The following is a 25,434-nucleotide window of genomic DNA, read 5'->3' as shown; positions in this document are numbered from 1 at the left end:
CCCTCCCGGTCCTCGGTCATCGGGCTCCGCACCATTGGCCAGGCCGACGGCCGAACCGGTATACTGGGAACGGGGCGCAGGGAGGGGAGACGATGGTCGATTGGCGGTTGATTGCACTGGACATGGACGGCACCAGCCTCGATCTGGGCCTCGACATCTCGCCGGAGAACCGGCGGGCCATCCGGCAGGCCATTGAGGCCGGGGTGCAGGTGACCTTCGCCACAGGCCGGCGTTACGGCGGCTTGGTGCAGGATCTCGCCCGGGAACTGGGGATGACGGCACCGGTGGTGACGGTCAATGGAGGCGAGGTGTGGACGCCTGGCGGCGAATTGGTGATGCGCCGCGCACACCGGCCCGAGGATATCCGTTGGCTGTACCAACTGGCGGTGTCGCACGGCGCCCACTACTGGGCGACCACACCGGAGGGCATCCTCAGCGACGATCCGTTGCCCGATGACCTCGAGAACCGGATCTGGTTGAAGTTTGGCTTTTACACCGAAGACGAGACCGCTCTGGCCAGCCTGTGGCGTACGCTGGAGCAGGCGGAGCGGTTTGAACTGTCCAATTCCAACCCGTTCAATATCGAGGTCAACCCGAAGGGCGTGACGAAAGCCGCGGGATTGGCGACGGTGTGCGAGCGCCTCGCCATCCGGCCGGATCAGGTGGTCGCGGTGGGTGATAGCCTCAACGACGTCCCGATGATCCGCTGGGCGGGCCTCGGCGTCGCGATGGGCAACGCCCAGCCCGCGGTCAAGGCGGAGGCCGACTGGATCGCGGAAGGGTGCGAGGCGCACGGGGTGGCCCGCGTGATCGAACGCATCTTGGCGGAGCGGAGCGCCGGGCCGGATCGGCACCCTGGGAGGTGAGATCGATGCGCTATATCGACAACCAAGACGTGATGGACGGGACGCTCAATCTCGCCCTGGAAGAGTACACGCTGACGACGCTCGACATCGAGGAGACGTATCTCTTGTTTTATTCGATGCACCCGACGGTCATTGTCGGGAAGAACCAGAACACGCTGGAGGAGATCAACGCGGAGTACGTGCGCGCGCACGGGGTCGTGGTGACGCGCCGCCTGTCCGGGGGCGGGGCCGTATACAACGACGAGGGGGATCTCAGCTTCAGTTTCATCACGAAGCACGACGCAAACAGCTTCCACAATTATCGCAAGTTCACGGAGCCTGTCATCCGGGCCCTGCGCGATCTCGGTGTCCCCGCGGAGCTGTCCGGGCGCAACGACATCCTGGTGGATGGCAAGAAGGTCTCCGGCAACGCCCAGTTTGCGACTCGAGGCCGGATGTTCAGCCACGGGACGCTGCTGTTCGACGTCAACCTGGACAACGTGGAAAAGGCCCTGCGGGTGCACCCGGAGAAGATGGAATCGAAGGGCGTGAAGTCGGTGCGCAGCCGGGTCACCAACATCCGGCCGTACCTCCGGCGGGACATGGATATCCGCGAGTTCAAGCAGGTGCTCCTCGAGCGAATCTTCGACGGGCTGCCGGAGATCCCGGAGTACCGGTTGACGGAGGCGGACTGGCAGGCCGTGCGGGATCTGGCCGAACGGCGGTACCGGAATTGGGACTGGGTGTACGGCCAGTCGCCCCCGTTCAACGTGCGGCGCACGCGGTACATCCCGGGGGTGGGGCTGCTGGACGTGCGTCTGTATGTGGAGCGGGGGCGCATCGAACAGTGCCGGATGTACGGCGACTTTTTCGGGGAACGGGACGTCAGCGAGATCGAACAGCGGCTGTTGGGGTGCCGGTATGACCCGGACGACCTGGCGGCGGCCTTGGCAGACGTGGACCTGCGGGCGTATTTCGGGCCGCTGGAGCACGCGGAGCTGCAGCGGTTGTTGTATTGAAGGTCACAAATGGTCATCGTCGGGTTCAAAGATGTCTTCGATTCGCAAACCGAACACCTTTGCAATGCGGAAGGCCAACGGCAGGCTGGGGTCGTATTTGCCGGACTCCAACGCGTGCACGGTCTGCCGGGACTCCCCGAGCGCCTCGGCCAACGCCTGTTGAGACCACGACCGTTCCTGGCGCAATTCACGAATCCGGTTTTTCATCGGTACTTGCGGCTCGCCACCCCTGCCCCGATTCCCCACAGGGCGCACATGAGCAATGGCACAAACAGGATCGGGATGTGAGGAAGTCCAGCCTGTTCGAGAAAACCGTACGTCAACGTGAGGACGACCGTGCCGAGGAAGGAAAAGGTGACGGCTTGTAAAGTTTACTTTACAATGAGGATATGGCTCCACGACGGGTTTGTCAAGGATGCTTTACATAATGTGCGTATACCTTCACTGGAGGGGACACAGCCCATGGCGGAAACCATCCGACTTCAAGACGTTCCAGACCTGACCACACGGGGCCTCGGGGTGCATCCGGACGCGGAACCGCTGGTGTATGACAACCCGCGCATCGACGGGCCCGTCCCCGGGAGCGTCTGGACGGGCGAGGTGGCAGGTGCCCGCGCGCTGCTGCGCCTGCCCGCGCCGGAGCGGTGGAACGGCAAGATGATGATCGGCGCGACGCCCGCGGTGCGCGGTGAACGCTCGCTGGACCTGTTGCTCGGGGACATCGCAATCCAGCGCGGCTACGCCTTCGCCGCCTGTGACAAGGCCACGCCTGGGCTGGTGTTGCGGGATCCCGCGCGATCGATGGCGGAATGGGTGCCCGTCCACCGGGCGCTGACCGAGTTCGCGGTGGACGTAGCGTCCCGTCACTACGGACGGGCGCCGGGGCGCGTGTACATCTCGGGCGTCAGCAACGGCGGGTACGTGACGCGGCGGATGCTGGAGGCGCACCCGGATCTGTACGACGGGGGCGTCGAGTGGGAAGGCGTGTACTGGCACCCGGAGGCGCGCCACCTGATGACGGCTCTCCCGGTGTGGGTCGCGGACTACCCGGTGTACCAGAACTGGCGCGGTGACCGCACACCGGCGGAGCGGGCGAAGGCGCGCGAGCGGATGCTTGAGGCGGGGCTTCACCCCGCATCGGAGCCGTACTGGCATCAGTACTTTCTCGCCTATTGGGTGGTGTCGCTGTGGCTGTACGGCCGCAATCTCGATCCCGGCTGGGCCCCCTTCGCCGCCGAGTGGTCGAACGACTGGCTGCGCGATCCGTCGCCTATCGCGGACTACCCGTGGCGGGCGCGGATGGATATCCTGGCGCGGCGCGTGGCGGGGATCGCCAACACCGGGCGGCCCGGCAAGCCCCTTCTGTCGGTGGCGGGCAACTGGGATTGCTTGATCCCGTTTCGCCACCACGCGGCGGCCTACCGCGACCTGGTCCGGGCGCAGGGCTGCGGGCACCTGCACCGGCTGTACGAGGTGGAGGCGGGCAACCACGTGGACGGGATGCTGCGCGGGGATCGCGGTGTCCAGCAGCCGGTGCAGCCGTATTACGAAGCGGCACTGTATCATTTGGAACGATGGGTGGAGGAGGGCGTCGCCCCGCCGGAATCCGGTTTGTACCGGCGCCCTGAGGCATTCTGGAGCGGGCCGCTGTATACGCTGGCTCGAGGCCGCGGCCCGTGGCAACCGTGATGGCTCGGCAAAATCGCCCTGAGGGTGAAAGTGTTGCAGAGGGGCATGGTCTTCTGCGGCTGGACGTGATCGATATGTGGGCGGGACTGGGGTGCTGAGGACCTGAAATGGAGGCCCGGTGGGACCATCCAGTTGTACTGTCACCGATGGAGCGATCATAGTCACAACGAATCAGTCCAGGATGTGATCGAAAAATGCGCCGAATTGCGCTTCTTCCGTCCCGAGGGATTGAGGATGATGAAGCTGTAAGAAACATCCTCCCCGTCCTTCGGGAAAAGGAGTGAGGCGGTATGTTCACCACCTGGCTTCGCGAGAACAAGTACGCGAGTTGGATCCTGACGGTGTTGCGGGTGTACCTGGGGTGGCAGTGGTTGACGGCTGGTTGGGAGAAGTTGACCGGGGGTTTCAGCGCGGAGAAGTTTTTGAAGAACGCGGTGGCGCATCCGGTGGTCGGTCCCGACAAAGAGGTGTTGTATCCGACTTACAACGCGTTTCTTAAATCGTTCGCGCTGCCCCACGTCGGTCTGTTCAACTTCCTGGTGTCGACGGGCGAGTTCCTCGTCGGACTGGGTCTCGTGCTCGGGGTCCTCACGACGGCCGCAGTGTTCTTCGGAATGGTGATGAATTTCTCTTACATGTTCGCAGGGACGGTGTCGAGCAACCCGTGGGACGTGCTGATCAGCATCTTCATCATTGTGGCCGGGTTCAACGCTGGGCGCATCGGCGGCGACTACTGGGTGATCCCGTGGGTTCGCAAGTACATGCGGAAGCTGTTCCACATCGAGGTGAGCGCATCGCCAACGGGCGGCGGGGGCAAGGTCGCCGGTTGACGTGGGTGGCAGAGGATCTGCGTTGGATGAGCGGGATCTCCGGGTGAGTGGCTCGGAGAAAGCGGGCGGGCCCCGGCGGGCCCGCCTTTCATGTGATCATCCCAACGCGGGTTTGATAGAATATCCCCATGGCCTTGGCAGGTTCGCCCACCTGTCGGGACACGCCTGCGGGGAGGGAAGAGATTGGCAAAGACAGCGCGTCCGATCACCCAGGCGGCACCGGTGCTGAAGCCCATTCTCAAGTGGGCGGGTGGCAAGCGGTGGTTGGTCCCGCACCTGATGCCGCTGTGGGACCGCTATCGCGAGGCGCGCCCCGATGGCCGGCTGGTGGAGCCGTTCTGCGGCAGTTTGGCGGTGACGTTGGGCTTGCGGCCAGAGCGGGCGCTGCTCAACGACATCAACGAACATGTGGTGCACTTCCACGACTGGGTGCGGCGCGGCCTGCGGATCGACATCGAGATGGAGAACGACGCAGACCTGTACTACCGGCACCGGGCGCGGTTCAACGAACTCATCGCCGAAGGGCGGCAGGACAGCGCGGAGGCCGCGTCCCTCTTCTATTATCTCAATCGCACGGGGTACAACGGGCTGTGCCGGTTCAATCGCGACGGGTTGTTCAACGTGCCGTTCGGGCGCTACAAGACCATCGGGTACCGCCGGACATTCGACGAGTACCAGCAGGTGTTCGCGGAGTGGACGTTCACGAGCGGGGATTTCACGGCGATGGCGGTGCAGCCGGGCGACTTCGTCTACGCCGACCCCCCCTACGACGTCGAGTTCCGCCAGTATTCGGCGGGCGGGTTCACGTGGGCGGATCAGGTTCGCCTCGCGGAGTGGCTGGCGGCGCTCGACGGCCCCGTCGTCGCGTCCAACCAGGCCACCGACCGAATCGTCCATCTCTATCGTTCCCTCGGCTTCCGTATGGTGTTCATCGACGCGCCGCGCCGCATCAGCTGCACGGGGGACCGGCGTCCGGCCCGGGAGATGCTCGCGTACAAGGGATTGTGAAAGCCTCCTGTGCGCGGAGGACGTGGCCTCGCAGCTCCAGGCGTGGAGGGCGACATCCGGGTGAAATCCGGGCCGGTTTGCATTATTCTGATTCATAGGGAAGAGAGGAGGAGAACCGGGTGAACTCATTTGCCACGTTTCGGTTGCCGCAGGTGGTGCACTACGGGCGGGACGCGTTTCAGAAGGCCGGCGCGGAGGCTGCCGTGCGCGGCAAGAAAGCGCTTGTAGTGAGCGACAGCGTCATGGAGAAGCTGGGCAATGTGGCGCGCTGCCAGGCCATCCTGAGCGACGCCGGCGTGACGAGCGTGGTGTACGCGCGCGTCGACACCGAGCCGACGGACACGTACGTCGCCGAGGCGCTGGCGGTGCTTCGGGAGGAAGGGTGCGATCTCCTCGTGGCCATCGGCGGGGGAAGCTGCATTGACACCGCCAAGGCGGTCGCCGTCGTCGCCACCAACGGGGGTTACGTCGGCGACTACATGGGCGGCCGGACGCCGATCCCGAATGCGCCGATCCCCGTGATCGCCATCCCCACCACGGCCGGGACCGGGTCCGAGGTGACGGATGTGACGGTGATCACGAACACGGCCGAGGACATCAAGATGATGATCAAACACCCGGCGTTCCTGCCGGCAGTCGCCGTGGTCGATCCGCTGCTGACCCTGTCCTCGCCGCCCAGCGTGACGGCCGCGACCGGGGTGGACGCCCTCTGCCACGCCATCGAGGCGTACATCTCACGCCGGGCGCAGCCCATGACCGATACCCTGGCACTCACCGCGATCGACGCCATTGTCAAACACCTGCTGCGGGCCTACCAGGACGGGCAGGATGTGGAGGCGCGCGAGCGGATGGCCGTGGCGGCGATGCAGGCCGGGGCGGCCTTCTCGAACGCGTCCGTGTGCCTGGTTCACGGCATGTCGCGCCCCATCGGGGCGGTGTTCCACGTCCCGCACGGGGTCTCGAACGCGATGCTGTTACCCGCCGTGCTGGAGTATACGCTGGATGCCGCCGTCGAGCGATTGGCCGTGATCGCCCGCGTGGTGAACCCGGCCTTGGCGAATGTGGCCGACCGGGACGCAGCGGTGGCGCTGGTCGCCGACGTGAAACGTCTGTGCCGGGACCTGAACATTCCCAACCTGCGCGGATGGGGCATCGACAAGACGGCGTTCGACGAGGTGGTGGCGAAGATGGCCCGTGACGCCATCGCCAGCGGCAGCCCGGGGAACAACCCGCGGGTGCCCAGCGCTGAGGAGATTGAGGCCCTGTACCAAGTGGCGTACGATTACGACTTCTCGGCTGAGGTGAAGGCATAGGAGCGGAGTGAACTCACGTGAAGAAAGAGGGCACCGCAGCGCCGGATGGCCGGCGACCGCGGTGCCCCTGATTTTGGTCACAGTCCGGGATCGGCCTACCTGGGTCAGGCCTGGATTAGCCGCTTCAAAATCGGGATCTGGCCGCGGTGATGGGCGGTGTGCCCGATCATGTAGGCGAGCAGCTGGCGTTTGTTCAGTTCGCCGACGCCGAGCTTGAGTCCGGGTTGCGAGAGCTGTTCCGCCGTGAGCCCGGAGAGCACCTGCTCGCCGTACGAGAGGACATCGTTCCACAGCCCCTTGGCCTTGGCCGCATCCCAGGACGAAGCTTTGAACGGCGCCTGCACGTCGATGTCCTCCACCTGGCCGGCGAGGGCCGAGAGGAACTTGCGCTCCACCAAGGCGGTGTGTTCCAAGACCGCCGCGATGGCGTTGTTGCCCTCCGGCTTTTTCGTGAGCTGCTCGTCCGTGAGATCGGCGATCATCTTGTCGACCGACGCGTGCACCAGCTTCCACAGCGAGAACAGATCCGCCACTTCCGGGATCATCTGCTACCCCTCCCTCGAATATGTACCTGCATGCGATGCCTGCCTCCATTATAATGCATGGACGCGGTTATACCGCATGGCCGTGGTGGGCGGGCCACCCTGCAGGGCGCCAGCAGGCCGCCGTGGCAGGCCGCAGATAAAAAAAGCGGTCCAGCCCAGGGCGGGCCGGACCAGCGGGTGTCAGTTTCCGAGCGGGGCCGCGATGGGGTTGCGGAGCACGCCGATCTCGGGCAGCTCGATATCGACCGTGTCCCCTGGCTGCAGGGTGAACTCGTCCGGCGGGACAATTCCTGTGCCGGTCATGAGGACGGTGCCGTCCGGCACAGGGTTGTCGCGCCGCAGGTACGCGACCAGCTCCTCGAACGGGCGGCGCAGCTGCTGCAGCGAAACGGAGCCCTGGAAGGCGATGTGGCCGCCGCGCCGGATGGTCAGCGTCAGGGTCCACTGGGCCGGGTTCTCGGCGCCGGTGTTCCAGAGCAGGACCGGCCCAAAGGAGCAGCTGCGCGAGAACACCTTGGCCTGCGGCAGGTAGAGCGGATTCTCGCCTTCGATGTCGCGGGAGCTGAGGTCGTCCCCCAGTGTCCAGCCCACGATGTCCCCGGCCGCGGTGAGGACGAGGGACAGCTCCGGCTCCGGCACCATCCAGGAGGAGTCGGATCGCAGGCCGAGGGGCTGTCCGGGGGCGATCACGCGCTCGCGCGTCGCCTTGAAGAAGATCTCCGGGCGCGCGGCCTCGTAGACGCGATCGTACACGCTGTCCTGGAGCTTTGTCTCCGCATTGCGCGCTTGCCGGCTGCGCTCGTAGGTGACGCCGGCCGCCCAGACCTCCCGGGCGTCCACCGGCGGCAGCAGTGCGGACTGGGCCGCCAGTTCCTCGTAGGACGCCACCGGCTGCGCACCGTCGGCCAGGCGCGCGAATCCCTCTTCCACAGACAGGCCCAGCGCCCTGAGCGCGTACCACACCGGCAGCGGATCGGTGAAGGCGGGGACGCGGCGGGTGATGCTGTAAACCTGTCCCTCCTGCAGGAGGCCGAGGTGCACAGCGTGCGTTTGAGGATCCCAATAGCGAACGGTGCGAATCATCAGGGTGTGTCCTCCTCGGTACAGAATGAAAAGGGTGCAGCAGGACGGCGGGGCCGCCGCTGCACCCGCGGGATCAACCGCCGTAGTAGACGGCGCAGGTCTTGACCTGGCTGTAGAAGTCGAGCGCGGCCTGGCCCTGTTCGCGGGTGTGCGAGCTCGACCACTTCATGCCGCCGAACGGCGCCTGGTATTCGACGCCCGCGGTCTCCAGGTTGACGCGAACCATACCCGCCTCAGCCTCTTCGAGGAAGCGGATGGCCTTGGACAGGTCTTGCGTGAAGATGGCGGCGCTCAAACCGTAGACGGTCTTATTGCACAGTTCGATGGCCTCGTCCACGTCGCGCGCGGGCAGCAGGGCTGCGACGGGGCCGAAGATCTCCTCCTGGATGAGCGGGTGATCCACGTCGACGCCGGAGACGACGGTCGGCAGCACGTAGTGGCCGCTCGCCGGATCGACCTGGGCCGTGCCCCGGGCGACGACCTCCGCCTGCTCGGCCATCCGCACGTAGGAAGACACCGTCTCAAACTGGTCTTTGGACGCCACCGGGCCGAGGTACGACTTCGGATCGAGGGCGTGTCCCACATACAGGTCCTTCACTGCGTCACGCAGGGCGGCGGCCAGCTGGTCATACACCGATTTCTCCACGATGATGCGGCTCGTCGCCGTGCACTTCTGGCCGGCGGAGCGGAACGCGCCGCTGAGCAGTGCCGGGACGGTGGTCTTGAAGTCGGCGTCGGCGAGGACAATCGCCGCGTTCTTGCCGCCCATCTCCGTCTGGTACTTGATGTTGCGCGACGCGCAGACGGCCGCCACGTGTTTGCCGGTTGCGGTCGATCCGGTGAAGCTCACGCCGTCCAGCTCCACCTGCTCGAGCAGGGCGTTGCCGACGGTGCGCCCCTTGCCGATCACCAGGTTCAACACGCCGCCCGGCAGGCCCGCTTCCGCGAACAGCTCCACGAGGCGGGTGGCCGTCAAGGACGCGGTCTCCGCCGGTTTCCAGACGATGGTGTTGCCACAGATGAGGGCTGGGGCGATTTTCCAAATCGGGATGGCCACCGGGAAGTTCCACGGCGTGATGATGCCGACCACGCCGAGCGGCACGCGCTTGGTGTACTGCAGCACCTGCGGCTGGGTGGAAGGGATCACCTGGCCGATGGCCCGCACGCCCTCCGCCGCGTAGTAGCGCAGCAGATGGATGCCGCGGGTCACCTCGCCGCGCATCTCGCTGATGGGTTTGCCCATCTCAGACGAGGCCAAGGTGGCCACCTCGTCAGCGTGCGCCTCGAGCGCCGCGGCCAAGCGGTACAGGTGTTCGCCGCGCTGCGCCCCGGTCAGCCCAGCCCAACCCGGCAGCGCGCGCCGGGCGGCTTCGCCCGCCTGCAGCACATCGTCCACTTCCGACAGGTGCAGGACGCCGATCTCCTGCTTCGTGTCCGACGGATTGTATACGGTCATCTCTCCGCCATTCGGGGTGGACCACTCGCCACCGATCCAGTTGCGGCTCTCCATCATGACATCCCTCCAAGTCAAAATGCCAAATGTCATCGGGCCGGAACGTGTGAACGCGGCGGCCTGATTCCGGCCCGTGTATCTTCGGCCGCCTTCATGCCCTCCGCCCCGCGGTCGGCGGGGCGGAGGGCATGTCCAAATTCAGCATGCACCGATTTTGCGAGTGACGCAAGGTTCGCAAGCGGGGACGCGTCGCTCCGCTCCTGCGCTAAAGCGAGCCGCTCCGCGACACGTCCCCGCTTCCACGGGGTGCGTGAGACGATGGCTGGCTGCTTTCGCCAGCGTTAGCCGCGGAGCGACACCTCTACTCCCAACATCAAACCGTCGAACTCAAACCGTAGGTCCGATGCGGTAGAGCGCGAAGTCGTCCATCCCCATCTGCTCAGCGGCCGTCTCCTGACCGCTGATGACCCGGGAGAGCTGCTCCATCAGCCGCGGCACGTCCAGCTCGTCGACCAGCTGGCCGTCGAAGTCGTCGTAGAAGCGGTTGTACACCTGTTCGTTCACGGACCAGCGTACCACGGGCGCCAGCGGGGTGCCGAAACCGTGCGGTTGGTCCGCCAGGTGCACAATCAGATGGGCGCCGGCGGCGGTCAGCCCGGTGGCCGTCTCGAGGGCGTTGGAGCCTTCCTCCATCACCCATGCCTGCGCATCGCTGCCGTCGCCCCAGGCGGTGTGCGGGGCATCGCCGGCGACGCGGCGGAGCGCGTTCGCATGCCGGACGGGGACGACCAGGCGCGCCCCGAGATCCGACAGGGCCTGCAGGATGGACGTCAGGACAGGGCCGCGCCCGGCGAGGTCTCCATCGCCCATGACGCCGACGGTGATGTCGCTCCAGGCCACCGGTTCCCGCGCCAAGGCGTCGGCCTCCTGGATCCGCTGCTGCAGCCAGGCTTCGACCTGCTGTTCCGCCGCCAGGGTGCCTCCGGCGTCCTGGATGACGACCAACTCCAGCGGTTTTTGGGCGTTCTTCCGGGTGTCCTCAAACAGTTTCTTGGCGACGACCGCCTCGCAACCGAGGCTGACGAACATGCTGGCATACACATTGGGATGCAGGGCGAGACGGGAGAACACCCGCCGCGTCTGCAGCAGGTCTGCGCCGATCTGGGCGCAGCCGTGCTGATGCTCGATGTACTTCAACCGGGGCAACCGGCGCGCCACGTCGATGGCGACCTGGTTTGCGCAGACCACCGCGGGCAGCGTGAACAGGTGATTGCGCACCCCGACCTGGCCGTCCGCGCGCCGATAGGCGGTGAGGGTGTTCATTGCGCCTCCTCCTTTCCCTGTCCGCGTTGCGCCGCGGCCAACAGGTCACCGCGGGCGCGCAGGCTGTCGACGTTGTGCACGTGCACGTGTTCACCCGGCTCGATGTCGGCGGTCGCGCCGCCGATGACCTGGCCGTACTTGTGCACGGGCGCTCCTTTGGCCACCCGCCGGATGGCGAACTTGTGGCCAAACGGGATGGGCTGCCGGATGACGACGGAGAACGATCCGTCCTCCGCCGCCACCTCGGTCCCGGGGGCAAGCGGCGTCAAGGCCACCGCGACATCGTCGTTGGGATGCATGACCACCCATTGGCGGCGTCCTCCGCCCAGATGGGATTCGCTCATGAATAACACCTCCAGTCCTCGCCGGCCGAGCCGGCACAAGCCGCGCGGGTGCGGCGCAAGATCAGAGACTCTGCCCGATGCGATAGATGCCGAACTCGCGGTGGCCGAGGATCTCGGCCTTCGTCTGGGCGCCGTTCAAAACTTCCAGCATCAGTTGGAACAAGCGGCGTCCGGCCTGCTCCACCGTCTCTTGCCCGTCGATCACGGTGCCGGCGTTGAAGTCGATGTTGTCCTTCATGCGCTGGTACGTGAAGGTGTTGGTCGCCACCTTGATGACCGGCGCGATGGGGCAGCCCGTCGGCGTCCCGCGGCCGGTGGTGAAGATGACGATTTGCGCGCCGCCCGCCACCATGCCGGTCAGCTGCTCGATGTCGTGGCCCGGGGTGTCCATGATGACCAGCCCCTTCTCGCTCGGCCGCTCGGCATACTCAACCACCTCGCGGATGGGCGCTGTCCCCGCCTTGTGGATGCACCCGAGGCTCTTCTCCTCAATCGTCGTGATGCCGCCCTCGATGTTGCCGGGGGCTGGCTGTGCGCCGCGGATGTCAACGCCCATCTTCATGGCGTTCTCCTCAATGCGCCGCACGATGAAGAGGATCCGTTCGGCGACCTCCGGGCTGACCGCGCGTTCGGCGAGCAGATGCTCGGCGCCGATGAGCTCCGTGGTCTCGGAGAGAATGGAGGTGCCGCCTTCGCCCACCAAAAGGTCGCTGACCACTCCGAGGGCCGGATTGCCGGAGATGCCCGAGCAGGCGTCGGAGCCGCCGCACTCTGTGCCGAGGATGATACTGGACAAAGGCACGGGCTGGCGCTGCGCCTTCCCGCGCTCGGCGACGAAGCGCTGGGCCGCGAGGACGCCGCGCTCGATAGCCCGGCGCATGCCGCCGACCTGCTCGATGGTGACCAGCTCCACCTGTTTGCCCGCGGCCTCGGCCCGGGCGGCCAAGGACGGGAGATCGTACGGCTCGTGCCCCCAGCCCAGGATGACCACGCCGGACACGTTCGGGTGCGTGGCGAACCCTTCGTACACCCGCAGGGTCTGCTCCAGATCGGCACCGGTCTGGTCGATGCCGTGCTGGTTGCGGAACGTCACCGCCTCCGGCACCTGCCGGACGATCCGATCCGCAATCTGATTGACTTCGTATGACACAGGCAGAATGAGTACATGGTTTCGGACGCCCACGCGTCCGTCTGCCCGGACATAGGCTTGGATTTCCACGCGATCGCCTCCCGTCTGTGGGGTCCCATTTCTCATTCGTTTCTCTTAGCAATTCACGTGCCAGGTCTATCCTTCGGACTCTTTCGCCTCCGAAATCTTTCTCGTTACGAATTGAAACGCACATGTTACAATTTTGGTTGGGAGGAGGCCGGAGGATGCCGATGAAAATCGTGCTGATCGCACCGTATGAGAATCTGGCCCGGGACGCTGAAGAGGTGTGCCGCGCATACGGCGAACGGGTGGAGATCCTGCTCGGCCGGATGGAGGAAGGCGTGCGGCTGGGCCGACGCGCGGTCGCAGAAGGCGCGGCGGTGCTCATCAGCCGCGGCGGCACGTGCCTGCGGTTGGCCGAGCAGGCCGGCGTTCCGGTGGTGGAGATCGCGGTCACGGCTTACGACGTGTTGCGCGCCCTGACGCGCGCCGCGGAGCGGGGCAAGCGCATCGGGGTGGCCGGGTTTAACAACGTGATCGACGGCTTGGCGGAACTGCGCCCCATCCTGCGCGTGCCGGTGGTGCCGATTGAGATCACCGGCGAGGATGAGGAGAGCCGAAGGCGGTTGGAGGCGGCCGTGCAGGACGAGGGCGTCGACTGCTTGGTGGGAGATACGAGCGTCGTCATGCAGGGGGCGAATCTCGGCGTCCCGTGCGTCCTGATTGAATCCGGCAAGACGGCCATTTGGTCGGCCATCCAGGAGGCCAAGCGCATCGTCGCGGCCCGGATGGCGGAGCGGCGTGTGCAGACCACGCTGCGCACCGCGATCGATCGCGCGAATCAGGGGCTGCTCGTCCTGGACGGCGGGACGGTGGCGTTCGCCAACCGGACCCTGCTCGCCTGGATCGGCCGCGACACCTGCGCAGGGCTGCCCGCCCGCCAGTGCCTGCCGGCTTCGCTGTGCGATTTCGTCGACGCCGCGCCGGAGGGACATCGCTCTGACGTCATCCGCGTCGGCGGTCAACTGTGCTTTGCGGAGCGGCACTGCCTCGGCGAGGAAGGGCGCGTGGTGGTCGTCCTCAGCCGCGTCGAGGAGATCGAGTCGGCCGAGCGGCAGGTGCGCCAGAAGCGGGCGATGGGCGGCCACGTGGCGCACTACACCTTCGACGACCTGTACGGACCGTCGCGCGCGATGCGGGCGGTGGTGGCGCGCGCCATCCACTTCGCGCAGACGGACTCGTCGGTGCTTATCGTCGGCGAGACAGGCACCGGCAAGGAGGTCCTGGCCCAGTCCATCCACAATGCCAGCCCGCGCGCCCGCGGTCCGTTCGTCGCGGTCAACTGCGCCGCCCTGCCGGACCAGTTATTGGAGAGCGAACTGTTCGGGTACGAGGACGGCGCGTTCACCGGGGCGCGTCGGGGCGGAAAACCGGGGCTGTTCGAGCTGGCCCACGGGGGGACCATCTTCCTCGACGAGATCGGCGAGACGCCGCTGCACGTGCAGCAGCGCCTGCTGCGCGTGCTGCAGGAGCGCCAGGTGATGCGCATCGGCGGCGAACGCGTGATCCCGGTGGACGTGCGGGTGATCGCCGCGACCAACCAACCGCTGTGGCAGTTTGTGCAGGAGGGCAGGTTCCGCAAGGACTTGTTTTTCCGCATCGATGTGCTGCGCCTGCACACCGTGCCGCTGCGCGAGCGGCGCGAGGACATTCCGGAGTTGACGGAGCGGCTGCTGCATCAGCTGTGGTACAAGCGCAAGGGGGTCGGGGCGCGCCCGCGGATCGATCCCGCCATCTACCCCATCCTCCAAGAGTACCATTGGCCGGGCAACGTGCGCGAGCTGCAGAACATGTGCGACTACCTGGTGGCCACGGCGAGCAGCGGTCGCATCGGGATGGCGGAGATCCTCGACTGGCTGGAGCACAAAGCGCTCCCGGACACGGCGTCGGGGGAGGCGTCAGCCGCGCCGGGAGCCGGGGAGGCGCCGCCGGTGGATGCGACCTTGGACGATGTGGAACGCTGGGCGGTGGAGCGGATGCTGCACCACACGGGCGGCGATCTCACGCGTGCGGCGCAAGCGCTCGGCATCAGCCGGACGACGTTGTGGCGCAAGTTGAAGCAGTGGCAGGCGGACGCGGGATCCGCTGGACATGGCACGAATCTTGCATAGGAGCTTTGGGATGGACGGATCACCCAGGGGCGGGTTTCGCCCGCCCGCGAGAGGAGGCCCGGGTGTGAGGTTGCAGGACAAGGTGTGTCTGATCACCGGCGGCGGCAAGGGCATCGGCGAGGCCACGGCGCGCGCCTTCGCGGCGGAGGGGGCGCTCGTGGAGATCGGCGATGTGGACATCGCATCCGCCGAGGCGGTGGCAGCGGACATCCAGGCGTCGGGCGGCCGGGCGGTCGCGCGGCGGATGGATGTGACCGACGAGGCGAGCGTGGCGGCCTGGAAGGACGATGTGCTGGCGCGCCACCAGCGGATCGACGTATTGTTCAACAACGCGGGCATCAGCGCGGTGGGGCAGCTGCACGAGGTGGACCGGGCGCTGTGGGACCGGGTGATGGCGGTCAACGTGACGGGGGTGTACCTCGTCTCGAAGGCGGTGGTCCCGGTGATGATGGCGCAGAAGTCGGGTGTGATCATCAATATGTCGTCGTGCATCGCCGAAATGGGCCTGATGCGCCGGGCGGCGTACGCGGCGACCAAGGGAGCGGTGCTGGCGCTGACCAAGTCGATGCAGGTGGACTACGCGCCGTACAACATCCGGGTCAACGCCCTGCTGCCGGGGACCATCTACACCCCGTTCGTCGAGGACTACCTGCGCCGCTCCTATGACGATCCGCAGGCCGCCATCGAGCAGCTCAAGAGCCGTCAACTGGGCGGCGAACTGGGACGGCCGGAGGACGTGGCGATGGCGGCGGTGTACCTGGCGTCGGACGAATCGCGCTACGTCATGGGCGCCGGGTTGGTGGTGGACGGCGGCGTGACGGCGGGCAAGTTCAGTTGAGCGCGGGAGGTGTCTGAATTGAACGTGGTGCATGAACTGTTGGCCGGAGTGCCGCTGCCGCCGATGGCGCGCATCCGCCAGCGCTTCCCGGACCCTCGCGTGGGGGACATCGGGCAGGCGGTGGAGGACGGGTTCGCCGGTGCGGACGGACAGATCCGGTGGCCGGCACCGGGCGGTGAGGTGGCAGTCGTCGTCGGCAGCCGCGGGATCGCAGACATCCACCGGGTGGCGCGAGCGGTGGTGGCGCATCTGAAGGCGCGCGGTTACCGGCCGTTCGTCGTGCCGGGCATGGGCAGCCACGGCGGGGCGACACCGGAGGGGCAGCGCGAGGTCCTGGAGAGCCTCGGCGTGACGGAAGAATTCGTCGGAGCGCCGATCCGCTCGTCGATGGAGGTCGTACAGCTGGGATCGCTGCCTAATGGCCTGCCGGTGTACATGGACAAACTGGCGCACGGGGCCGACGGCATTGTCGTCATCAACCGGGTCAAGCCGCACACCGCCTTCCGGGGCCGTACGAGAGCGGGATCGTGAAGATGATCGCCATCGGCCTCGGCAAGCAAAAGGGCGCCGAATCGTGCCACAAGTTGGGATTCGGCCACATGGCGGAGCACATTGTGCAGGTGGCCGAGGTGGCGCTGGCGACGGGCAAGATCCTGTGCGGCGTGGCGGTGATTGAAAACGCGTACGACCAGGTGGCGGAGATTCACGTGCTGCCGGCGGATCGCATCCTGCCGGATGAGCCGCCGCTGTTGCTCAAGGCCAAGTCGCTGATGCCACGCATTCTGGTCGACGACATCGACGTCCTGGTGGTCGACGAGATCGGCAAGGACATCTCGGGCGACGGGATGGACCCGAACATCACCGGCCGCTATGCGACCCCATACGCCACCGGGGGACCGCGCGTGACGCGCATCTGCGTGCGCCGCCTGACGGAGCGCACGCACGGCAACGCCAACGGCCTCGGCGTGGCGGATACGACGACGCGCCAGGTCTTCGAGGCGATCGACTTTTTGAAGACGTACCCGAACGCCCTGACGTCGACGGTGATTGAGCCGGTCAAGCTGCCGATGGTGCTCGACAACGACCGACTGGCCATCCAGGCGGCCATCAAGACGGCCAACGTCCTGCGCGAGGAGGACGTGCGCTTGGTGCACATCCGCACGACGCTGCGGATGGATGTCATCCGGGTGTCGGCGTCCCTCTTGCCGGAGCTGCGCCAGCGGGACGACGTGGACGTGCTGTCGGAGCCGGAGCCCTGGATCTTCGATGAGACGGGGGCACTCGATACGGCGGCTGCTTGGGGCGCCGAGGAAAAAGGAGGACATCACGGATGAAACTGTTGACCATGCGCAAGTCCACGGGGTACGCCCTCGGGGTGAAGACGGACCGAGGGGTGTTGGACGTAGCCGCGGCGGCCGCGAAGTATGGCGTGGAGGCGCCGTCGACGGTGGACGCCGTGATCGCGGCGGGAGAAGCCGGCAAGAAGGCGGTGGCGGAACTCGCGCAGCGGGCGCTGGCGGAGGGCCAAGCGGAAGGGCTGTTCACGCCGGAGGCGGAGGTGGTCTTCGGCCCGTGCGTGACGCAGCCGGAGAAGATCCTGTGCGTCGGCACCAATTACCGCAAGCACGCCATCGAGTCGAACATGCCCATCCCGACCTACCCGGTGCTGTTCAGCAAGTTCAACAACACCCTGGCGGGCCACAACCAGGCGGTAAAGTTGCCCGCGGCCGAGCAGATCGACTACGAGGTCGAACTGGTCATCGTGATGGGCCGCGAAGCGAAGGACGTTGCGAAGGAGGACGCGCTGTCGTACGTGTTCGGGTATGCCACGGGCAATGATCTGTCGGCGCGGGATCTCCAGTTCCGCACCGGCCAGTGGCTGCTCGGCAAGACGTTGGATGGGTTCGCGCCGGTGGGACCGTATCTGGTGACGGCGGACGAGGTCCCGAATCCGAACGCGCTGCGCCTGGAGCTGCGCCTGAACGGGGAGGTGCGCCAGTCGTCCAACACGGCTGACATGATCTTCGACTGCGCGGAGCTCATCCACTACGCGTCTCGCTACATGACCCTCAAGCCGGGCGACCTCATCTTCACCGGCACGCCGGAGGGCGTGATCCTCGGGTATCCGGAGGACAAGCGGGTATGGCTGAAGGCGGGCGACGAGATGGTGGCATCGGTGGAGGGCCTGGGCGAACTGCGGACCGTACTCGTCGGCTGAGGGGGCGATGGCGTGCGGGCGTATGTGTGGACGGGGCCGCGGCGGTTTGAGACTTGGGAGATGGCGCGCCCGGAACCGGGGCCTGGCGAGGTGCTGCTGCGGGTGCTCTACAGCGGTATCTGCGGATCGGAGCTGTCCGGGTATCTCGGGGAGAACAGCCTGCGCAAGCCGCCGCTGGTGATGGGGCACGAGTTCACCGGTGAGGTCGCGGCCCTCGGAGACGGGGTGGAAGGGCTTTCTGTCGGCGACGTGGTGGCCGTCAATCCGCTGGTGGCGTGCGGCCGGTGCCCGGACTGTCTGCGCGGGATGCCGCAGTACTGCCCGGGGAAGGCCATCGTCGGCATCCACCGGCCCGGTTCCTTCGCCGAGTACGTGGCGGTCCCCGCGGATCGCTGCCACAAGGTGCAGGATGCGCTCGCGGGCGCGTTGGTGGAGCCACTCGCCTGCGGGCTGCGCGCCGCGGCGCAGGCGCAGGTGTCGCTGGGGGACAGCGTCGTCGTGTACGGTGCCGGGATCATCGGTTTGTTCTCGCTGCTCGCGGCGAAGCTGCGGGGGGCCGCGTCGCTGGTGCTGGTCGACACGAACGACGACCGCTTGGCCTTGGGGGCCGCGTTCGGTGCGACGCACACGGCCAATCCCCGCCGCGAGGACGTGGTACAGGTGGTGCGCAACCTGACTGGGGCCGGGGCGGACCGGGCCATCGACGCGGTTGGCTTGACGCCCACCCGCCAGGGGTGCGTGGACGTGCTGCGCAGCGGTGGGCGCATGGCTTGGATCGGCCTGCACGAGGACGACACGCGCGTACAGGGCAACGTGGTGGTGCGCAAGGAGCTGGAGGTCGCCGGGTGCTTCTGCTACACGGAGGACGACTTCCGCTTGGCGCACCGGCTGGTGGACACCGGCGCGGTTCGGCCCGATGAGGCGTGGCTCGATGTGCGGCCGATGGCCTCCATTCAGGCGGCGTTCGACGAACAGATTGACGGTCCGGCTCGCTATCCAAAGTTGGTCCTCGCACCTTAAGGACGCCGCGATGGAGCGGGGGGCCAACTCGGCACCGTGGTGCAACCTCGTGTTGCAAATTGAATCACCGGGCAGATGGCCCGTGAAAAATTGCAACAATTTCAACCCGGAGGCGGCCCCGGCGTGGCGGTTGGGGCCGCGAGCGGGCTTGGCACACGACTTGCTTACACCACGAGGTGACACCGCCGCGCGGGTCATGCGATTTCTGGCCAACCTGATCCCACCGCGACGGCAGAACGCCCGCGCCAACGGTGTGCCGCGGCAAGAAAACGTTTTCTAATACTGGAAATTAACAGATTCTTGACAACGTTGCGCGACGGGGGAACATTGGCACCAAAGTCTGCGGGCAGAGGACAGGTCTGGCAGCGGGCGAGGTGCCCTGCGGCGGGAGAGACCAAACTTGGACACGCAAGAAAAGGGGGACGTTGTGATGAGTAAGTGGCGGAAGTGGAGTACAGGGCTGGCCGCGATGGTGATGATCGCGGGGGTGACGGCGTGTGGCAGCGGCGGCGCCGGTAGTGGCGGCACCGGCAACAGCGGAGGCGGCGGCAACGCGGCGTCCGGCGGTGGCGGGAACGGGTCCGGAGGTCAAATTGTCATTGGTTTGTCGGAGGAAATTACCGGTCCGGCGGCCCTGTCCGGCCTGCACGGCAAGCAAGGGGCGGAACTGGCTGTCGAACAGATCAATGCGGCGGGCGGTATCAACGGCAAACAGGTTGTGCTGAAGATTGAGGACAACCAGGGCAGCAACCAGGGAGGCGTTGCGGCTTTTCAAAAACTGGCCTCTGATCCGAATGTGGTCGCGATCATCAACTCGGTGCGCAGCACCATTGTCCAAGCCACGCTGCCGTACGTGGCGCAGCAGAAGATCCCGAACATGATCGGTGGCACCAACCCCAAACTGACGCACATGGGCAACCCGTGGGTGTTCCGCTTCCGGCCCAATGACAACTACGCCTCGGCTGCGATGGAGCAGTTCGCGGTGCAAGATTTGCACGCGAAGAAGGTCGCCATCCTCTACGACACCGACGCGTTCGGATCGGGCGGCAACGACCTGTTGAAGCAGGCATTCGCCAAGGACAACATCCCGGTGGTGGCCGACGAAGGCTACACCACGGCGACGAAGGACTACACCTCCTATCTTGAAAAGATCAAGTCTTCCGGCGCCGACACTCTGATGACCTACATGACCAACGCCGAAGACGAGGCCCAGATGCTGCGCCAGTTCCGCCAGCTCGGTCTGAAGATGAACGTCGTGGGCTCCCCGTCCATCGCCACTGACGTATGCATCAAGCTGGCGGGGGAGGCGGTCAACGGCACCTACGGGGTCTCTGACTTCGTGACGGACGCCAACGACGTGGCCAAGCAGTTCACGAAGGACTACGAGGCCAAATACCATGAGACTCCAGATCTGTTCGCCGGCTGGGTCTATGACGCCATCATGGTGCTCAAGGACGTCATCGCGAAAAATGGCACCGATCCCAACGCCATCCGCCAGGGCCTGTTGCAGGTCCAAAACCGGCCGGGCGTCGAGGGCACCTACAGCTTTGACCAGAACGGCGACGGCCTGCACGGCTACACGGTGGTCAAAATTGACAATCAGCAGGTGCACACCATCAAGTACGTCGACTTCAGCAAACAGTGACGGCCCGCCGGCATAAGGCCTGTGCCGGAAGAGAGGGGGCGGCAAGACGCCCCCCTCCGGCGCACCGCCCGCGAAAGCTCACCGAAGGAGGGAATGACGCTTGCAAGTCATCCAATTGCTCGTCACCGGCCTCGCGGTCGGCAGCATCTACGCCCTGGTGGCCCTCGGTTTTGTGCTCGTGTACACAGCGGTCAACGTGGTCAACTTCGCGCAAGGCGACTTCTCCATGGTGGCGGCGTTCTTCATGGTCAGCCTGGTGGTGAGCGCGCACTTGCCGTACGCACTGGGCTTTGTCATCAGCGTCATCCTGGCCGGCGTGGCAGGGTATCTGTTCCAACTCGGCGTGTATCAACCGGTGAAAAACCGGCCGCGCAACTTCCTTTCGGTGATGATCGCCACCGTGGGCGGGTCGATCTTTCTCCAGCACCTGTTTCTCATCCTGTATGGGCCGGTGCCGCTGCAATTGCCAAGCGTGTTCAAGCAGCAGACGGTCGATCTCGGTGGCGTGCACGTGTACCCGCAGTATCTGCTGATCATCGCCGTGACGGCGGTGATGGTGGCGCTGCTCAACTGGTTTTTTGAGCGGACCAAGCTCGGCAAACAGATGCAGGCCACCGCGCAGGATCCGACCACGGCCAGGCTGATGGGCATCAACACGGCGCGCATGAACGCGTTGACGTTCGCGCTCAGCACCGCCCTCGGCGGATTGGCGGGTATCCTGGTGGCCCCGGTGTACATGGTCACGACCACCATGGGATCGCTCATCGGGCTCAAGGCGTTCGCCGCCTCCATCGTCGGCGGCTTCAGCAGTGTCAAAGGCGCCATCATCGGCGGCCTGGCCATCGGGATCATCGAAACGTTCGGCGGAACCTACATCTCCGGTGCGTATCGGGACGCGTTCGCGTTCATCGTGCTCGTCCTGTTCCTCATCTTCCGCCCGTACGGTCTGTTCGGCGAAAAGGTGTCGCAGAAGGTCTGAATCTGGGTGGAAATTCAAACGGGAGGGAGGACGCGCATGGCAAAACAGATCCTGAAGTTCATCCCCGTGGTCCTGCTGCTGGCCATCGTTCCGTTTCTGCTGCCCGGCGGGCGGCTCGGGACGTACTATCTGACCCTGACCATTCTGTCCGTCTCCTACGCCATCGCCTGCCTCGGCTTGACGGTGGTGCTCGGGTACTCTGGCCAGGTATCTCTGGCCCAGGCGGCGTTTTACGGCCTCGGTTCGTACACCCTGGCCATCTTGACCGTCAAGCACCATTGGCCGTTCTGGCCCTCTGCATTGCTCGGCGTCATCGTGCCGACCTTGTTCGGTCTGTTTTTGGGCGCCATCTCCCTGCGCCTGACGACGCACTACTTGGCCCTGGTGACCATCGGATTCCAAGTGATCATCTCGCTCGTGCTGAACAACTGGGGAACCGTCACCGGCGGCGCCGATGGCATCTCCAACATTCCCCGGCCGACCATCGGCCCGCTGTCGTTCGTCGATGACCGCAACTACTACTGGCTGATGCTGGTCTTCCTGTGCCTCGCGGTGTACGTGGTGTACCGACTGCGCCACTCGCGCCTCGGCAACGCCCTCCTGGCTTTGCGCGAGGACGAGATCGCCGCCTCAAGCGCCGGCATCAACCTCTTCTGGGCGAAGGTGCTGGCCTTCTCTATGAGCGCCGCCCTCGGCGGGTTGGCGGGCGTGCTGTACGCGGCGGGGGCGCTGTACATCAGCCCGAACATCTACATCTTTGACCAGTCGGTGTTGTTCTTTTCGATGACGCTGGTCGGCGGCCAGGAGTCTATCATCGGCACCATCCTCGGCGCCGGGCTGCTGACGTTCCTGCCTGAGTGGCTGCGCTTCCTGAAGGACTACTACATCGCGGTGTACGGGCTGCTGGTCATCGTCGTCGTGCTTTTTTTGCCGGAAGGCCTGTGGGGCCTGGTGCAACGCGGTGTGCGCGCCACCCTGCGGCTGATGAAGAAGGAAAAGCCAGTCGAGACGGCTGCTGTCGTCGAGACACTCGTGCAGCGAGCCGGGCCGGTCAAGCGTCCTCAACCGAGTGAGCAGGTCTTGCTCGAAGTGAAGGACCTGCACAAGCACTTCGGCGGTATCAAAGCCGTCAACGGCGTCAGTTTCACGGTCCGCAAGGGCGACGTCGCCGTCCTCATCGGACCGAATGGATCGGGCAAGACGACGGTCCTCAACGTGCTCAGCGGCATCTACGAACCGACCTCTGGGGAGGTGTGGTTCGACGGCCGCAACATCTCGGGGCTGAAACCGCACGTGATCAACCGCCTCGGCATCGCGCGCACGTTTCAGAACATCCGGTTGTTCCCGGAGCTGACCGCGCTGGAGAACGTGATCGTCGGCTATTATCCCAAAGGCACGGTCGGTCTGACGGGTACGTTGTTGTCGACACCGCGCGGGTATCTGGAGGAACGCATCGCGCGCGAGCGCGCCGAGGAGACGCTGCGTCTGCTCGGGTTTACGCGCATCCATGAGAAGGCGAAGAATCTGCCTTACGGCCAGCAGCGCATAGTCGAGATCGCGCGGGCGATGGTCTGCCAGCCGCAGCTGTTGTTGCTCGACGAGCCGGCGGCCGGAATGAACACGGAGGAGACGAAAGAACTCTCGCATCTCGTCTACCGGCTGCACGAACTTGGGTTCACCATCCTGCTTATCGAGCACGACATGTCGTTCGTGTCCCAGGTCGCGACGCAAGCGTACGTGATGGATTTCGGGTCGAAGATCGCGGAGGGCTCGGTGGACGAGGTGCTGCGCAACCCGGCGGTGATCAAGGCATACCTGGGGGATGATGCCGAGTATGACTATGCTTAAGGTCAATCACATCGAATCCCGCTACGGCGAGGTCGTGGGGCTGCACGATATTTCCCTGGAAGTGAATGAAGGGGAGATCGTCGCGCTGCTCGGGGTCAACGGGGCGGGCAAGTCGACGACGCTCAAGACCATCTCCGGGCTCCTGCACCCGACGAAGGGCACCATCGAGTATCTGGGCGAGCGGATTGACCGGCTGCCGCCGGAGATCATCGTGCGCAAGGGCATTGTGCACGTCCCCGAAGGCCGGCGCATCTTTCCCGGCCTGACGGTGAAGGAAAACCTCATCATGGGGACCTCCAATCGCAAGGTGTCCAAAGCGGAGGTGGAGCAGGGCATCGAGCGCGTGCTGGCCATCTTCCCGGACCTCAAGCGGCTGATGAACCAGCTCGGCTGGTCGCTCAGTGGCGGCCAGCAGCAGATGCTGGCCATCGGGCGCGGGCTGATGGCCAACCCGAAGATCCTCATGCTCGACGAGCCCTCGCTCGGTCTGGCGCCGGTCATCGTCAAGCAGGTCTTTCAGACCATCCGCGAGATCAACGAACAGGGGGTGACGGTGCTGCTGGTGGAGCAAAACGCCAGCATGAGCCTGCGCATTGCGCATCGCGCATACCTGCTGGAGACCGGCCGGGTGGTTCGGACGGATACCGCGGCGAACCTGCTCGCGGACGACGCGGTGCGCACGACGCTGTTGACCGCCCACGGGCGGGGATGACGGGATCCGGCGCGGGCGCGCGCCGGAAGACCACAGGAGCGGCCGCGGCCCAAGAGGGAGCGAGTGGGGCCGCGGGATCGATACGGGGGTGAGACGATGCGCTCCGAAATGCAGACGGAGATGGGACCGGGCCTGCGCTCCCCAGGGAGCGTGCGCTGGTCGGTGATCATCTGGTTACTCATCGGCGGAATCATCAATTACTTGGATCGGACCAACCTCAGCATCGCCGCCAAGCCGATGATGGATGAACTGCATCTGAGCAACACCGACATCGGCCTCATGGGCACGGTGTTCTCGTGGACGTACGCACTGATGCAACTGCCGGCCGGATGGCTGGTGGACCGGTTTGGCGCCAAGCGGATGTATTCCATCGCTGTGCTGTGGTGGAGCCTGGCGACGTTGCTCATGGGTGCCTGCAACAAGATGAGCCAGTTCATCGCGGCGCGTTTCTTGCTCGGGGTGGGTGAGGCGCCCTGCTTTCCCACATCGGCCAAGGTGACGGCCGCCTGGTTCCCACGTAAAGAACGCGGGCTGGCAACGGGCATCTGGGACTCGTCGTCCAAATGGGGACCGGCCTTGGCGCCGCCCATTCTCGTCGCCATCCTGTTGGCGACCAACTGGCGCATGCTCTTCTATGTCACCGGCTTGATTGGCGTCGTCTTCATCGTGTTCTGGATGCTGTTCTACCGCAGCCCGGAGCACAGCCGCCGGCTGACGCCGGAGGAGCGGGCGTACATCCAGGCGGACGGAGCGGGTGAGGAACAGCAGATCGGCCAGGCGCGCATCCGCTGGGGGACCCTGTTCACGTACCGGACCATGTGGGGGATGATCCTCGGGTTCTTCTGCACCATCTGGATCTGGAACATCTTTTTGAACTTCCTGCCGCTGTACCTCCAGAAGACGTACCACGTGAAACTGTCCGCCCTCGGCGTGTACGCCAGCATCCCGTGGGTCGGCGGGATCGTCGGGGACATCCTCGGCGGCTACATCACCAAGCGCATCGCCGACGCGGGTGTGGCTTCGCCGATGAACGCCAAGCGGGCGATGATCGCCGTGTGCGCCATCCTGGCGGCCATCTCTGTCATCCTGGTGCCGTTCGTGCATTCGCTGGCGTTCACGATCACGCTGCTGACCCTGGCCCTTGCGTTCATCTCGGCCATTACGGGCAGCGCGTGGGCCTTGGCGGGAGACGTCGCGCCGGGCCCGATGGTGGCGTCCGTGGGTGCCATCCAGAACTTCGGCGGGTACTTCGGCGGCGCCTTTTCACCTGTGATCACCGGGATGATAGCGGATACAACCGGCTCGTACTCGTTGGCGTTCATCAGCGGCGGGATCATCGCCGGATGCGCAGCGCTGTGCTACTGGTTCATCGTGAAAAAACCGATTTCGGACGAGGTGTGA

The 25,434-nt window shown here is 65.6% G+C and carries 24 protein-coding genes; 17 read left to right on the top strand and 7 right to left on the bottom strand.

Translation table 11 applies throughout. From position 1 onward, the window contains the following. Positions 1–92: 92 nt before the first annotated feature. Together N687_RS0107475 and N687_RS0107470 are read left to right on the top strand one after the other, a co-directional pair. Positions 93–866: a Cof-type HAD-IIB family hydrolase gene (locus tag N687_RS0107475; protein WP_029421263.1), complete on the top strand. Its 774-nt coding sequence runs from the start codon at positions 93–95 to the stop codon at positions 864–866. 5 nt (positions 867–871) lie between these two features. Next, positions 872–1,864: a lipoate--protein ligase gene (locus tag N687_RS0107470; RefSeq protein WP_029421262.1), complete on the top strand. Its 993-nt coding sequence runs from the start codon at positions 872–874 to the stop codon at positions 1,862–1,864. Positions 1,865–1,867: 3 nt separating this feature from the next. On the opposite strand, the gene N687_RS0107465 is transcribed toward N687_RS0107470, so the two are convergent. Beyond that, positions 1,868–2,071: a helix-turn-helix transcriptional regulator gene (locus N687_RS0107465; RefSeq protein ID WP_029421261.1), complete on the bottom strand. Its 204-nt coding sequence runs from the start codon at positions 2,069–2,071 to the stop codon at positions 1,868–1,870. A 255-nt stretch (positions 2,072–2,326) separates the two neighbouring features. On the opposite strand from N687_RS0107465, the gene N687_RS0107460 reads away from it, so the two are divergent. The 4 genes from N687_RS0107460 (at position 2,327) to N687_RS0107445 (ending at position 6,704) form a co-directional block, all read left to right on the top strand. Then, positions 2,327–3,553, top strand: a complete 1,227-nt coding sequence (locus N687_RS0107460) for a prolyl oligopeptidase family serine peptidase (RefSeq protein WP_081841224.1) — start codon at positions 2,327–2,329, stop codon at positions 3,551–3,553. A gap of 290 nt (positions 3,554–3,843) precedes the next feature. Next, the gene (locus N687_RS0107455) at positions 3,844–4,383 is read left to right on the top strand and encodes a DoxX family membrane protein (RefSeq protein WP_029421259.1); all 540 of its coding nucleotides are present in this window, start codon (positions 3,844–3,846) and stop codon (positions 4,381–4,383) included. Between the two features lie 183 nt (positions 4,384–4,566). Continuing rightward, positions 4,567–5,391 carry a DNA adenine methylase gene (locus N687_RS0107450; protein WP_035462099.1) on the top strand — a complete coding sequence of 275 codons (825 nt, stop codon included), beginning with the start codon at positions 4,567–4,569 and terminating at the stop codon, positions 5,389–5,391. 119 nt (positions 5,392–5,510) lie between these two features. Beyond that, positions 5,511–6,704: an iron-containing alcohol dehydrogenase gene (locus N687_RS0107445; RefSeq protein ID WP_029421257.1), complete on the top strand. Its 1,194-nt coding sequence runs from the start codon at positions 5,511–5,513 to the stop codon at positions 6,702–6,704. A gap of 104 nt (positions 6,705–6,808) precedes the next feature. On the opposite strand, the gene N687_RS0107440 is transcribed toward N687_RS0107445, so the two are convergent. From N687_RS0107440 to N687_RS0107415, 6 genes are all read right to left on the bottom strand, one after another. Next, positions 6,809–7,249, bottom strand: coding sequence for a DinB family protein (locus tag N687_RS0107440; RefSeq protein ID WP_029421256.1), 441 nt, complete (start codon positions 7,247–7,249; stop codon positions 6,809–6,811). Positions 7,250–7,429: 180 nt separating this feature from the next. Continuing rightward, positions 7,430–8,332 (bottom strand): fumarylacetoacetate hydrolase family protein, encoded by a 903-nt coding sequence (locus N687_RS0107435; RefSeq protein ID WP_051663034.1) that lies wholly within the window; start codon positions 8,330–8,332, stop codon positions 7,430–7,432. Positions 8,333–8,405: 73 nt separating this feature from the next. After that, positions 8,406–9,842, bottom strand: coding sequence for an aldehyde dehydrogenase family protein (locus N687_RS0107430; RefSeq protein WP_029421254.1), 1,437 nt, complete (start codon positions 9,840–9,842; stop codon positions 8,406–8,408). A gap of 330 nt (positions 9,843–10,172) precedes the next feature. Next, positions 10,173–11,108 (bottom strand): UxaA family hydrolase, encoded by a 936-nt coding sequence (locus tag N687_RS22035; RefSeq protein ID WP_029421253.1) that lies wholly within the window; start codon positions 11,106–11,108, stop codon positions 10,173–10,175. Then, complete coding sequence (locus N687_RS0107420; RefSeq protein WP_035462098.1) at positions 11,105–11,452, bottom strand: UxaA family hydrolase; 348 nt, start codon at positions 11,450–11,452, stop codon at positions 11,105–11,107. The genes N687_RS22035 and N687_RS0107420 overlap by 4 nt, the downstream gene beginning before the upstream one ends. A gap of 61 nt (positions 11,453–11,513) precedes the next feature. Continuing rightward, the gene (locus N687_RS0107415) at positions 11,514–12,671 is read right to left on the bottom strand and encodes a UxaA family hydrolase (protein ID WP_029421251.1); all 1,158 of its coding nucleotides are present in this window, start codon (positions 12,669–12,671) and stop codon (positions 11,514–11,516) included. A 155-nt stretch (positions 12,672–12,826) separates the two neighbouring features. On the opposite strand from N687_RS0107415, the gene N687_RS0107410 reads away from it, so the two are divergent. From N687_RS0107410 to N687_RS0107360, 11 genes are all read left to right on the top strand, one after another. After that, positions 12,827–14,773, top strand: a complete 1,947-nt coding sequence (locus N687_RS0107410; RefSeq protein WP_051663032.1) for a sigma-54-dependent Fis family transcriptional regulator — start codon at positions 12,827–12,829, stop codon at positions 14,771–14,773. Between the two features lie 64 nt (positions 14,774–14,837). Then, on the top strand, positions 14,838–15,611 hold the full coding sequence (locus N687_RS0107405; RefSeq protein ID WP_029421249.1) for an SDR family NAD(P)-dependent oxidoreductase: 774 nt from the start codon (positions 14,838–14,840) through the stop codon (positions 15,609–15,611). A 24-nt stretch (positions 15,612–15,635) separates the two neighbouring features. Further along, positions 15,636–16,142, top strand: coding sequence for a lactate racemase domain-containing protein (locus N687_RS25280; protein ID WP_331280157.1), 507 nt, complete (start codon positions 15,636–15,638; stop codon positions 16,140–16,142). Then, the gene (locus tag N687_RS25275) at positions 16,139–16,945 is read left to right on the top strand and encodes a hypothetical protein (RefSeq protein WP_331280130.1); all 807 of its coding nucleotides are present in this window, start codon (positions 16,139–16,141) and stop codon (positions 16,943–16,945) included. The genes N687_RS25280 and N687_RS25275 overlap by 4 nt, the downstream gene beginning before the upstream one ends. Then, positions 16,942–17,829, top strand: coding sequence for a fumarylacetoacetate hydrolase family protein (locus tag N687_RS0107395; protein ID WP_029421248.1), 888 nt, complete (start codon positions 16,942–16,944; stop codon positions 17,827–17,829). Before N687_RS25275 ends, N687_RS0107395 begins: the two co-directional genes overlap by 4 nt. A 12-nt stretch (positions 17,830–17,841) precedes the next feature. Beyond that, the gene (locus N687_RS0107390) at positions 17,842–18,849 is read left to right on the top strand and encodes a zinc-dependent alcohol dehydrogenase (RefSeq protein ID WP_029421247.1); all 1,008 of its coding nucleotides are present in this window, start codon (positions 17,842–17,844) and stop codon (positions 18,847–18,849) included. A gap of 430 nt (positions 18,850–19,279) precedes the next feature. Next, positions 19,280–20,494, top strand: coding sequence for an ABC transporter substrate-binding protein (locus tag N687_RS0107380; protein ID WP_197029230.1), 1,215 nt, complete (start codon positions 19,280–19,282; stop codon positions 20,492–20,494). 100 nt (positions 20,495–20,594) lie between these two features. Beyond that, entirely contained in the window at positions 20,595–21,473 is an 879-nt protein-coding gene (locus tag N687_RS0107375) for a branched-chain amino acid ABC transporter permease (RefSeq protein WP_029421244.1), read from the top strand. 36 nt (positions 21,474–21,509) lie between these two features. Further along, positions 21,510–23,321 carry an ABC transporter permease subunit gene (locus N687_RS0107370; RefSeq protein ID WP_029421243.1) on the top strand — a complete coding sequence of 604 codons (1,812 nt, stop codon included), beginning with the start codon at positions 21,510–21,512 and terminating at the stop codon, positions 23,319–23,321. Next, positions 23,314–24,033 (top strand): ABC transporter ATP-binding protein, encoded by a 720-nt coding sequence (locus N687_RS0107365; protein ID WP_029421242.1) that lies wholly within the window; start codon positions 23,314–23,316, stop codon positions 24,031–24,033. The genes N687_RS0107370 and N687_RS0107365 overlap by 8 nt, the downstream gene beginning before the upstream one ends. Before the next feature lie 96 nt (positions 24,034–24,129). Next, positions 24,130–25,434: an MFS transporter gene (locus N687_RS0107360; protein WP_156040074.1), complete on the top strand. Its 1,305-nt coding sequence runs from the start codon at positions 24,130–24,132 to the stop codon at positions 25,432–25,434.

Origin of the sequence: Alicyclobacillus macrosporangiidus CPP55, from assembly GCF_000702485.1 — a bacterium.
GTDB classification, from domain to species: domain Bacteria; phylum Bacillota; class Bacilli; order Alicyclobacillales; family Alicyclobacillaceae; genus Alicyclobacillus_H; species Alicyclobacillus_H macrosporangiidus_B.
Note: the sequence above shows the minus strand (reverse complement) of the source record. Positions and strands in the feature narration are given on the sequence as shown.

Bases quoted from the DNA above. Each gene is read 5' to 3' on its own strand.
- N687_RS0107475 (WP_029421263.1), top strand. From the start codon at position 93: ATGGTCGATTGGCGGTTGATTGCACTGGACATGGACGGCACCAGCCTC.
- N687_RS0107470 (WP_029421262.1), top strand. From the start codon at position 872: ATGCGCTATATCGACAACCAAGACGTGATGGACGGGACGCTCAATCTC.
- N687_RS0107465 (WP_029421261.1), bottom strand. From the start codon at position 2,071: ATGAAAAACCGGATTCGTGAATTGCGCCAGGAACGGTCGTGGTCTCAA.
- N687_RS0107460 (WP_081841224.1), top strand. From the start codon at position 2,327: ATGGCGGAAACCATCCGACTTCAAGACGTTCCAGACCTGACCACACGG.
- N687_RS0107455 (WP_029421259.1), top strand. From the start codon at position 3,844: ATGTTCACCACCTGGCTTCGCGAGAACAAGTACGCGAGTTGGATCCTG.
- N687_RS0107440 (WP_029421256.1), bottom strand. From the start codon at position 7,249: ATGATCCCGGAAGTGGCGGATCTGTTCTCGCTGTGGAAGCTGGTGCAC.
- N687_RS0107435 (WP_051663034.1), bottom strand. From the start codon at position 8,332: ATGATTCGCACCGTTCGCTATTGGGATCCTCAAACGCACGCTGTGCAC.
- N687_RS0107430 (WP_029421254.1), bottom strand. From the start codon at position 9,842: ATGGAGAGCCGCAACTGGATCGGTGGCGAGTGGTCCACCCCGAATGGC.
- N687_RS22035 (WP_029421253.1), bottom strand. From the start codon at position 11,108: ATGAACACCCTCACCGCCTATCGGCGCGCGGACGGCCAGGTCGGGGTG.
- N687_RS0107420 (WP_035462098.1), bottom strand. From the start codon at position 11,452: ATGAGCGAATCCCATCTGGGCGGAGGACGCCGCCAATGGGTGGTCATG.
- N687_RS0107410 (WP_051663032.1), top strand. From the start codon at position 12,827: ATGCCGATGAAAATCGTGCTGATCGCACCGTATGAGAATCTGGCCCGG.
- N687_RS0107395 (WP_029421248.1), top strand. From the start codon at position 16,942: ATGAAACTGTTGACCATGCGCAAGTCCACGGGGTACGCCCTCGGGGTG.
- N687_RS0107380 (WP_197029230.1), top strand. From the start codon at position 19,280: ATGAGTAAGTGGCGGAAGTGGAGTACAGGGCTGGCCGCGATGGTGATG.
- N687_RS0107370 (WP_029421243.1), top strand. From the start codon at position 21,510: ATGGCAAAACAGATCCTGAAGTTCATCCCCGTGGTCCTGCTGCTGGCC.
- N687_RS0107365 (WP_029421242.1), top strand. From the start codon at position 23,314: ATGCTTAAGGTCAATCACATCGAATCCCGCTACGGCGAGGTCGTGGGG.
- N687_RS0107360 (WP_156040074.1), top strand. From the start codon at position 24,130: ATGCGCTCCGAAATGCAGACGGAGATGGGACCGGGCCTGCGCTCCCCA.